The organism is Bacillus halotolerans, assembly GCF_001517105.1.
Taxonomy (GTDB): domain Bacteria; phylum Bacillota; class Bacilli; order Bacillales; family Bacillaceae; genus Bacillus; species Bacillus halotolerans.
Window position 1 is genome coordinate 34,332 of record NZ_LPVF01000010.1, and the last position, 11,982, is coordinate 46,313.

The 11,982-nt window shown below is 46.2% G+C and carries 1 pseudogene; it reads left to right on the top strand.

The window, feature by feature from the left end:
• Window positions 1–13 precede the first annotated feature (13 nt).
• A pseudogene (locus tag AU387_RS10955) lies at window positions 14–11,958 on the top strand (non-ribosomal peptide synthetase/type I polyketide synthase).
• Window positions 11,959–11,982 lie beyond the last annotated feature (24 nt).

Here is an 11,982-nt window from a genome sequence, read left to right on the forward strand (position 1 = left end):
CAGGAGGGTACCTATGTATACCAGTCAATTCCAAACCTTAGTCGATGTCATTCGGGAAAGAAGCAATATTTCAGATCGCGGGATCCGTTTTATCGAATCCGATAAAAACGAGACAGTTGTCTCTTACCGCCAATTGTTTGATGAGGCGCAAGGGTATCTTGGTTATTTACAGCATATCGGCATTCAGCCGAAGCAGGAAATTGTATTTCAAATCCAAGAAAACAAATCATTTGTCGTTGCTTTTTGGGCTTGTTTATTAGGAGGAATGATCCCGGTACCGATCAGTATCGGAGAAGATGATGACCATAAGCTGAAGGTCTGGCGCATTTGGAATATATTAAATCACCCGTATTTGATTGCCTCTGAAAAAGTATTGAACAAAATAAAGAAATACGCTGAAGAACACGATTTACATGATTTCCATCAGCAATTAAACGGGAAATCTGACATCATTCAAGATCAAACCTACGATTACCCCGCTTCGTTATATGAACCTGATGCGGATGAACTGGCTTTTATCCAATTTTCTTCAGGATCGACAGGAGATCCAAAAGGAGTCATGTTAACGCATCACAACTTAATACATAACACGTGCGCCATTCGGAATGTCCTGTCCATTGACTCGAAAGACTCTTTCTTATCCTGGATGCCTTTAACGCATGATATGGGGCTCATCGCCTACCACCTTGTTCCCTTCTTAGTCGGAATCAACCAACATCTGATGCCTACAGAATTATTTATTCGCAGACCTATTCTTTGGATGAAAAAAGCCCATGAACACAAAGCTAGCATTCTATCCTCTCCTAATTTCGGATACAACTACTTCCTTAAATTTCTGAAAAACGAACCAGACTGGGATTTATCCCACATCAGAGTCATCGCAAACGGTGCAGAACCGATATTGCCGGAGCTCTGTGACGAATTTTTGACCAGATGCGCAGCATTCAATATGAAGAGATCCGCCATTTTGAATGTTTACGGTTTAGCGGAAGCTTCGGTTGGCGCAGCGTCCTCTAAACCAGAGGAAGAATTCGTTCCCGTTTATCTGCATCGCGACTATTTAAACCTCGGTGAAAGAGCTGTAAACGTCAGCAAAGAGGATCAAAATTGCGCCTCATTCGTCGAAGTGGGACAACCCATAGACTATTGCCAGATTCGAATCTCCGACGGAGCAAATGAACGAGTAGCAGACGGAATCATCGGTCATATCGAGATCAAAGGAGACAATGTGACGCAAGGGTATTATAACAACCCCGAAAGTACGGACAAAGCACTAACTTCTGACGGCTGGATAAAAACAGGAGACCTCGGATTCATTAGTGAAAATGGTAACTTAGTCGTAACCGGAAGAGAAAAGGACATTATATTTGTGAACGGAAAAAATGTCTACCCGCACGATATTGAACGGGTCGCGATTGAAATGGAAGAGGTTGACTTAGGAAGGGTTGCCGCCTGCGGTGTATATGATCAAAAAACGCGAAGCGGAGACATCGTGCTCTTTGTTGTTTTCAAAAAATCACCAGAAAAATTCGCGCCGCTAGTCAAAGAGATTAAAAAGCATTTGTACAAGCGGGGCGGCTGGAGCATAAAAGAAGTCCTTCCGATCCGAAAACTCCCTAAGACTACCAGTGGAAAGGTTAAGCGCTATGAACTTGCCAGACAGTATGAGGCAGGGAATTTTTCAATAGAGTCTGCCGCCATCAATCAATTTCTGGAGAGCAGCCCGGAGAAATCCGGACAGACTCCCATTCATGAGATAGAAACGGAATTGCTATCTATCTTTTCCCACGTGCTCGATGGAAAAAAGGTTCACCTCACTGATAGTTATTTTGATATGGGGGCAAATTCATTGCAGTTATCGCAGATTGCCGAGCGCGTAGAACAGAAATTTGGACGCGAGCTTGCCGTTTCAGATCTCTTTACCTATCCTTCTATCACTGATTTAGCTGCATATCTGTCTGAAAGCCGGGCTGAAATCAAGCATGACGTGACAGCGAAACCAAGCCATGTGACGCCGAAAGATATCGCCATTATCGGGATGTCGCTCAATGTCCCAGGAGCATCGACTAAAAGTGATTTTTGGGATCTGCTTGAAAAGGGAGAGAACGGCATTCGAGAATTCCCTGCATCCCGGCTGAAAGATGCGGCGGATTATTTAAAGTCCATCCAAAGTGAATTCAATGGAAATCAGTTTGTGAAGGGCGGCTATTTAGATGAAATCGACCGCTTTGATTATTCGTTCTTTGGTTTAGCTCCTAAAACGGCTCAGTTTATGGATCCCAATCAAAGACTGTTTTTGCAGTCTGCATGGCATGCGATTGAAGATGCGGGCTATGCCGGCGACAGTATGAACGGGAGTCGGGTCGGGGTATATGCAGGGTACTCGAAGGTAGGCTACGATTATGAGCGCCTCCTTTCTGCGAATTATCCGGAGGAACTTCATCAATATATTGTAGGCAATCTTCCTTCCGTGTTAGCCAGCCGAATCGCTTATTTCTTAAATTTAAAAGGGCCGGCGGTCACAGTGGATACAGCTTGTTCTTCATCGCTTGCTGCCGTTCATATGGCATGCAAATCTTTAATTTCTGACGAGTGTGAAATGGCTCTTGCCGGAGGTATCCGGACATCGCTCTTGCCGTTGCGTATCGGGCTTGATATGGAATCTTCGGATGGGTACACTAAAACGTTCAGCAAAGATTCAGACGGCACGGGCTCAGGCGAAGGCGCGGCGGCAGTCCTGTTAAAACCTTTGCAGGATGCGGTTCGCGACGGAGATCATATTTACGGCGTGATCAAAGGAAGCGCGATGAATCAAGACGGAACAACCGCCGGGATTACCGCACCGAACCCGGCAGCTCAGACTGAGGTTATTGAGACGGCCTGGAAAGACGCGGGAATCGATCCTGAAACGCTGTCTTTCATCGAAGCGCATGGCACCGGAACCAAGCTTGGCGATCCTGTTGAATTTAACGGGCTTTGTAAAGCGTTTGAAAAGTATACGGCAAAAAAACAATTTTGCGCGATTGGTTCTGTTAAGTCGAACATTGGCCATTTGTTCGAAGCGGCAGGCATCGTTGGGCTGATCAAATCTGTCCTCATGCTGAATCACAAAAAAACCCGCCGTTAGCGCACTTTAAGGAGCCTAATCCGCTCATTCATTTTCACTCTTCACCGTTTTATATAAATCAGGAAGTTGCGGAGTTCACACCTGGTGACGAGCCGCTGCGAGGCGGAATCAGCTCGTTCGGTTTCAGCGGAACGAATGCTCATGTGGTGTTGGAAGAATACACCTCTCAAAGTGAGTATGCACCCGAGAATGAAAATGAGCCGCACCTATTTGTTTTATCCGCCCATACTAAACATTCACTCTATGAACTCGCACAGCAGTATCGGCAATATGCATCGGATGACAGCCAAGCTTCATTGAAGTCCATTTGCTATACAGCCAGTACGGGAAGAGCTCATTTGGATCATGGTATTGCATTAATTGTATCCAATAAGCAAGAATTACGTGACAAGCTGGCCTCCGTGGTTCAGGGAGACGGTCATCTTCCCGGGGTACACATGGGGTATAAGAACTTGAAGGAAATGCAGCCTGTCCATAAAGAAGAGCTGAATAAACAAGCCGCTAATCTGATTGAGCAGCGAATCCGCACGCATGATGAACGAATCACATGGCTGAATCGCGCCGCCGAATTATTTGTGCAAGGAGCCGTTATAGACTGGCGCACGCTTTATGCCGGTGAAACTGTACAAAAAACGCCATTGCCCCTGTATCCGTTTGAACGGAACCGCTGCTGGGCTGAAGCGGACCATTTGCGCTTAAACAAGGGCGAAGAGAGAGGAGAAGCGGCATTGAATATGAATCAAACGAAGGCGCATATTGAATCCTTCCTGAAAACTGTAATCGGCAATGCTTCGGGAATCAGAGCGGATGAGCTTGATCTGAATGCTCATTTTATCGGGCTCGGAATGGATTCCATTATGCTGTCACAGGTCAAAAAAGCCATTGCTGACGAATTTGGTGTAGACATCCCGATGGATCGTTTTTTTGATACGATGAACAACCTTCAAAGTGTCATAGATTACTTGGCTGAGACCGCACCATCGTCCTTTGAATCCGCCCCGCCTCAAGAGAATGTTCCGGCGCAGGAAAAACTGTCCATTTCGGAAGCACAGCCTGAATCTAGTCACAGAGAAGAGCATCAAGGGCATATGCTTGAAAAAATAATCGCTTCTCAGAATCAATTAATTCAGGATACCTTGCAAGCTCAATTAAATAGCTTTAATTTGCTGAGAAACAGCGGACATTCCAATGTGAAAGAATACGCTAAAGCGCAGGAAAAATCAATTCCTTCTGTCAAGCAGGGGAATCCGACCGTCACTGCAGAAAAGAAATTGGCTCAAGATGCGAAGCCCTATGTTCCTTTTCAGCCTCAGAACTTGCATGAACAGGGACACTATACCGCACAGCAAAGACAATACTTAGCAGATTTCATCGGGAAATACGCAGACAAAACGAAAGGTTCCAAACAATATACGGACAAAACCCGATTTGCTCATGCAAATAACCGCAACTTGTCCAGTTTCCGTTCATATTGGAAGGAAATCGTGTACCCGATTATTGCCGAACGTTCTGACGGTTCCAAGATGTGGGATATTGACGGAAACGAATATATCGATATCACCATGGGATTCGGGGTTAACCTTTTCGGCCATCATCCGTCCTTTATTACACAAGTTATCGATGATTCAATCCGTTCATCATTGCCTCCGCTCGGCCCAATGTCGGACGTCGCCGGTGAAGTTGCCGATCGAATCCGCACATGTACCGGAGTAGAAAGGGTCGCTTTCTATAATTCAGGAACAGAAGCCGTCATGGTTGCCCTTCGTTTGGCAAGAGCGGCAACAGGAAGAAAGAAAGTTGTGGCGTTCTCAGGCTCTTATCACGGCACGTTTGACGGCGTATTAGGATTGGCCAGTACAAAAGGCGGGGCTGCGTCTGCGAATCCGCTTGCTCCGGGCATACTGCAGAGCTTTATGGATGATTTGATTATTTTGCATTACAACAATCCCGATTCGCTCGATGTAATTCGCAGTCTTGGAGATGAATTGGCAGCCGTATTGGTGGAACCTGTACAAAGCCGCAGACCGGATTTGCAGCCGGAAGCATTTTTGAAAGAACTGCGGGCGATCACGCAGCAATCCGGTACAGCCCTGATTATGGATGAAATCATTACCGGATTTCGGATCGGTCTCGGAGGCGCCCAGGAATGGTTCGGCATTCAAGCGGATTTAGTGACCTACGGGAAAATCATCGGCGGCGGGCAGCCGTTAGGAATAGTTGCCGGAAAAGCTGAGTTCATGAATGCGATCGACGGGGGAACCTGGCAATATGGAGACGACTCCTATCCACAAGACGAGGCGAAACGCACATTTGTGGCCGGCACCTTCAATACTCACCCGCTTACCATGAGAATGTCGTTAGCCGTGCTTCGCCATTTACAAACCGAGGGAGAACACCTGTATGAGCAGCTGAATCAAAAAACAGCCTCCCTGGTCGATCAGTTAAATCGCTACTTTGAACAATCACAAGTGCCTATCCGCATGGTTCAATTCGGTTCCTTGTTCCGGTTTGTCTCATCACTTGATAACGACTTGTTCTTTTACCATCTCAATTATAAAGGAGTCTATGTATGGGAAGGCCGAAACTGCTTCTTGTCTACGGCACATAGCGCGGATGATATTGAACATATCATTCAAGCCGTTAAAGATACGGTGAAGGATCTTCGCCGAGGCGGATTTATCCCGGAAGGCCCGGATTCCCCTGACGACGGCGGCCATAAAGAATCCGGGAATTACGAGCTTTCACCTGAACAAAAACAATTGGTTATGGCATCCCATTATGGGAACGAGGCTTCTGCAGCTTTAAACCAGTCCATTATGCTAAAAGTGAAGGGTGAACTGCAGCATCCGCCCTTAACACAAGCCGTGCAGCATATCGTCGACCGCCACGAGGCTTTACGTACGGTGATTCATGTCGATGACGAGGTACAGCAAGTGCAGGAACGGATGAATATGGAAATTCCTGTCATTGACTTTACCGGTCACCCAGATGAGAAACGGGAATCGGAAATTCAGAAATGGCTGACAGAAGATGCCAAGCGGCCATTTCATTTTCATGAACAAAAGCCCTTGTTTAGAATCCATGTACTTACATCGGCTCAAGATGAACATCTGATTGTGCTCACGTTCCATCATATCATTGCCGATGGATGGTCAATCGCCGTTTTTGTTCAAGAGCTGGAGAGCAACTATACGGCAATTGTACAAGGACAATCGTTTCCGCCAAAAGAAGCGCCTGCTTCGTTTCGACAGTATTTAGACTGGCAGCAGGCGCAAATTGATAGCGGACATTATGAAGAAGGAGTCCGTTATTGGCGGGATCATTTCTCTGAACCGATACAGCAGGCAGTCCTGCCGAGCGCCGCTTCTGCCCGTTATCCGAACGGATATGAGGGAGAACGTTGTACCGTCAGGCTTGGACGGCCATTGAGCGAGGCTTTAAGGTCATTAAGCATTCAGATGAAAAATAGCGTATTTGTGACGATGCTGGGTGCATTTCATCTTTTTCTGCACCGGCTTACCAAACAGTCAGGCCTTGTGATCGGGATCCCCGCTGCAGGTCAATCGCATATGAAACAGCATGATCTGATTGGAAATTGCGTCAATATGATTCCCGTGAAAAACACGTCTTCTTCGGAAAGCACTTTATCCGGTTATCTTGGCAGTATGAAAGAAAGCGTGGATCACGCAATGCGCCATCAAGCCGTTCCGATGACACTGGTAGCCAGACAGCTTCCGCACGATCAAGTGCCGGATATGCGTATTATCTTTAATTTGGACAGACCTTTTCGAAAGCTGCATTTTGGAAAGGCGGAGGCGGAGCCCATTGCATACCCGGTGAAATGCATGCTGTACGATTTATTTCTTAACATAACAGACGCAAATCAAGAATATGTTCTTGATTTTGACTTTAATACGAATGTTATCAGTCCGGAAATCATGAAAAAGTGGGGAGCAGGCTTTACGAAATTGCTGCAAAAAATGGTTGAGGGAGGTTCAGTTCCTCTTGACGCCATGATGATGTTTTCCAATGAAGAAGAGCATGTTTTACAAGAACTGTATGCCGATCACCAGCAGCGGGTCTCTTCAATCGTAAGCAAGACGGCTAACTTTTCTGACGCCTACGAGGCGCCGGCAAATGAAACAGAGCGGCAGCTGGCTCAGATTTGGGAGGAACTTTTCGGCCTTGAGCGGGTTGGCAGATCAGACCGCTTTCTGGATCTGGGCGGAAACTCACTCCAAGCGACGCTTATGCTTTCCAAAGTTCAGAAGACATTTCACCAAAAAGTTTCTATCGGACAATTTTTCAATCACCAGACTGTTAAGGAATTAGCGCGTTTCATTGAGAATGAAAAGAAAGTCATGCACCTCCCGATGAAGGCTGCTGAGAAAAAAGCGTATTACCCGACATCATCGGCGCAGCAAAGGGTATATTTCCTGCACCAAATAGAGCCGGATCAACTGGCTCAAAATATGTTTGGGCAAATATCAATTATAGGGCAGTACGATGAGCAAGCCCTGATTTCTTCTCTTCAGCAAGTCATGCAGCGGCATGAAGCGTTTCGCACGTATTTTGACATTATAGATGGCGAAATCGTCCAGAAACTTGAAAACGAAGTTGATTTTAACGTTCATGTCCGAACGATGAGCCGGGACGAATTTGACACCTATGCAGACCGGTTTGTAAAACCGTTCCGCTTGGAACAAGCTCCTTTGGTTCGCGCGGAGCTGATCAAGATTGATAACGAACAGGCTGAGCTGCTCATCGATATGCATCATATCATTTCGGACGGTTACTCCATCAACATACTTACAAATGAATTGCTGGCTTTATATCACCGGAAACCATTACCGGACATTGAATTTGAATATAAAGATTTCACAGAATGGCAAAACCAATGGCTGAATGAGGATGCCATGAAGCAGCAGGAGACATATTGGCTGGAACAATTTGAAGACGAAATTCCGGTCCTTCAACTGCCGACAGACGGTTCAAAAGCGGCGGAACGGTCTTCCGAGGGACAGCGCGTGACGTGCTCCCTACAGCCGGATGTCATCCGTTCGCTGCAAGATCTGGCGAAAAAGACGGAAACCACTCTTTATACGGTGCTGCTGGCCGCCTACAAAGTGCTGCTTCACAAATATACAGGACAAGAAGACATGGTCGTAGGCACGCCTGCTTCAGGAAGAAATCATCCGGATATTGAAAATATCATCGGTATTTTCATTCAAACGGTCGGAATCCGGACGAAGCCGCGCGCCAATAGAACGTTTACGGATTATTTGGAAGAAGTAAAGCGGCAAACGCTTAATGCTTTCGAAAACCAAGACTATCCATTCGACAAGCTTGTGGAGAAATTAAAAGTGCAGCGGGAAACAACAGGAAAATCACTGTTTAACACGATGTTTGTGTTTCAAAATATTGAATTTCATGAAATCCGGCACAATGAATGTACGTTTAAGGTAAGAGAGCGAAACCCCGGAGTCTCTTTATATGATTTGATGCTGACGGTCGAAGATGCCGGGCAACAGATAGAGTTGCATTTTGATTTTAAGCCGGGACAGTTTGAAAAAGACACCATTGAACAGATCACGAGACACTATACCAGCATTTTGAACAGCCTTGCAAAACAGCCGGAGATGATGTTGTCCTCCATTCCCATGCTGTCTGAAACCGAACTTCAGCAATTGCTCACGGAGTTTAATGACACAAAGACACCGTATCCGCATAACGAAATGGTTTCCCGATGGTTTGAAGTGCAGGCGGATCAGCGGCCTGATCATGATGCCGTTATTTTTGGCAATGAGCGGTATACGTACAGACAGCTCAATGAACGGGCGAACCAATTGGCGCGAACGTTACGGACAAAAGGCGTACAAGCGGACCAATTCGTTGCCATTATCTCTCCACACTGCATCGAGCTGATTGTTGGTATTTTGGCTGTTCTGAAATCCGGCGGCGCATACGTGCCCATTGACCCTCAATATCCGGAGGATCGGATCCAATATATGCTGAGTGATTCAAGAACGGAGATTGTGTTGACACAGCGACGCCTGCTGGATCAATTACCGTATGATGGTGACGTTGTGCTTTTGGATGCGGAAAACTCTTATCATGAGGACCGCTCAAATCTTGACTTGTTCAGCAATACGCATGATTTAGCCTACATGATCTATACCTCGGGTTCCACGGGCAATCCGAAAGGTGTGCTCATTGAGCATCAGGGACTGGCCAATTATATTTGGTGGGCGAAAGAGGTTTATGTGAGGGGCGAGAAAACCAACTTCCCATTATACTCTTCCATCTCTTTCGATCTAACAGTGACTTCAATATTTACACCGCTGGTTACGGGAAATACCATCATTATCTACGATGGAGAAGACAAAAGTGAAGTGCTTTCTGCGATTATGCGGGACTCAAGAATAGATATAATCAAATTAACACCGGCACATTTGCATGTACTGAAGGAAATGAATGTAGCCGATGGCACCGCCATACGAAAAATGATTGTGGGCGGAGAAAATTTAAGCACCCGGTTGGCCAAAAGTGTCAGCGAACAGTTTAAAGGACGGCTGGACATTTTCAATGAATACGGACCGACGGAAACTGTCGTCGGCTGTATGATTTACCGTTACGACGCAAAACGGGACAAGCGGGAATTTGTGCCGATCGGCACTCCGGCTGCCAACACGGACATTTATGTGGCGGATGCAAACAAAAATCTGGTTCCGATCGGGGTAATCGGCGAAATGTATATCAGCGGACCCGGTGTTACCAGAGGGTATTGGAACCGCCCGGATTTGACGGCAGAGAAGTTCGTTGAAAATCCGTATATCCCGGGAGCGAAGATGTACAAGTCAGGAGACTTGGCTAAGCGATTGAGAGATGGAAATCTCGTATATGTGGGCCGTATCGATGAACAAGTCAAAATCAGGGGACACCGAATCGAACTGGGTGAAATCGAGGCAGCGTTGCATAACGTGGAAGCGGTGCAAAAGGCCGCCGTTACAGTCAGGGAAGAAGAAGACGGCTTAAAACAATTGTGCGCGTATTACGTAAGTGAAAAATCTATACCTGCTGCCCAGCTTAGGGAACAATTGTCATTGGAGCTTCCGAACTACATGGTTCCTTCCTATTTTGTCCGCCTTGAGCATATGCCCTTAACATCCAACGGGAAAATAAACCGTAAAGTATTGCCCGCGCCCGAAGCGAGTCTGCATCAGACAGCTGAATATGTTCCGCCGGGCAATGAGGTGGAGTCCAAACTGACAGATTTATGGAAGGAAGTACTCGGAATAAGCCATGCGGGGATCAAACATAATTTCTTTGATCTTGGAGGAAACTCCATTCGCGCGGCGGCCTTAGCCGCCAGAATTCACAAAGAGCTGGATGTGAATCTGTCTCTCAAAGACATATTCAAGTTTCCTACCATTGAACAATTGGCTGACAAGGCGTTACACATGGAAAAAAATCGATATGCACCGATCCCGGCCGCAAAAGAAATGCCCTATTATCCGGTTTCTTCTGCTCAGAGGCGGATGTATTTGTTAAGTCACGCAGAAGGCGGCGAGCTGACTTACAATATGACGGGTGCCATGAGCGTGGAAGGGACGGTCGATCCCGCCCGGTTAAACGCCGCTTTCCAAAAATTAATCGAGCGCCATGAAGCTTTGCGGACCAGCTTTGAATTATATGAAGGCGAACCGGCACAGCGTATCCATCAGACCGTCGAATTTACAATAGAACAAATTCAAGCAAGCGAAGAAGAAGCGGAAGCTCGTGTGCTTGATTTCATCCAATCGTTTGATTTAGCTAAGCCGCCGCTGATGCGGGCCGGACTGATTGAACTAGAGCCTTCGCGACATGTGCTTGTGGTTGATATGCACCATATCATTTCTGACGGCGTGTCCGTCAATATTCTGATGAAAGATTTAAGCCGGCTCTACGAGGGATACGAACTCGATCCGCTTCCTGTTCAATATAAAGACTATGCAGTTTGGCAGCAATCGGACATTCAGAAACGGAGTATCAAGAGCCAGGAGGCGTACTGGGTCGATCAGTTTCGCGATGATATTCCTGTACTGGATATGCCTGCGGATTACGAACGGCCTGCCATACGCGATTACGAAGGCGAATCCTTTGAATTTGTTATACCGGAACACTTGAAACAGCGCTTAAGACAAATGGAAGAAAACACAGGAGCAACACTGTATATGATTTTATTGGCCGCCTATACGGTTCTTTTGTCCAAATACAGCGGACAAGAGGATATTGTCGTCGGAACGCCATCTGCCGGGCGGACTCATTTGGATGTGGAGGCGGTCGTTGGAATGTTCGTCAATACGTTAGTCATCCGCAATCACCCGGCGGGCCGTAAAACATTTGATGCCTACTTAAACGAAGTAAAGGAAAACATGCTGAATGCCTATAAAAATCAAGACTATCCGTTGGAAGAATTGATTCAGGATTTACAGCTTTCGAAAGATCCAAGCCGCAATCCTTTGTTCGATACGATGTTTGTGCTGCAAAATCTCGATCACGCTGAATTGACATTCGATTCTCTTGAACTCAAGCCGTATCAGTTTCATCATCCGGTTGCCAAATTCGATTTAACCTTGTCGATTCAGGCAGACCAAGACAACTATCACGGCCTGTTTGAATATTCGAAAAAACTGTTTAAGAAAAGCAGAATTGAGGCTTTATCAAACGACTACTTACACATTCTATCCGTGATTCTGGAACAACCAAGCATTCTAATCGAACAAATCGAATTGAGCGGGAGCAATGAGGAAGAAGAGAACATGCTGGATTCTATTCAATTGAATTTTTAGAGAAAAGTATTTATTTCTTTACAT